Here is a 289-nt window from a genome sequence, read left to right on the forward strand (position 1 = left end):
CGGGCGGTTCGTCGGCGCCGGTGATCCCGGGCGACATCATGATGCAGACCGATCTCGATTACGACTCGATCGCGAAGGCGGGCTCGATGCTCGGCTCCGGCGCGGTGATCGTAATTCACGGCGACACCGACGCGCAGGACGTGTCGCTCGCCGACTACGTGTCTCGCATGAAGCCGGAGCAGAGCAAGATCTACTACGTGACCGCCGATACGTGGCAGGCCGCGAAGAACAGCCCGCATCTGGAAGTGTTCCGCAAGAAGGGCGTCGAGGTGCTGCTGCTGACCGATCG

The 289-nt window shown here is 64.0% G+C and carries 1 protein-coding gene; it reads left to right on the plus strand.

The window, feature by feature from the left end; translation table 11 throughout:
• The coding region (locus SB816_RS30935) for a hypothetical protein (protein ID WP_410548111.1) at positions 1-289 on the plus strand (289 nt) is incomplete at both ends.

It is taken from the genome of Achromobacter sp. SIMBA_011 (assembly GCF_046535435.1).
GTDB lineage: Bacteria > Pseudomonadota > Gammaproteobacteria > Burkholderiales > Burkholderiaceae_B > Achromobacter > Achromobacter dolens.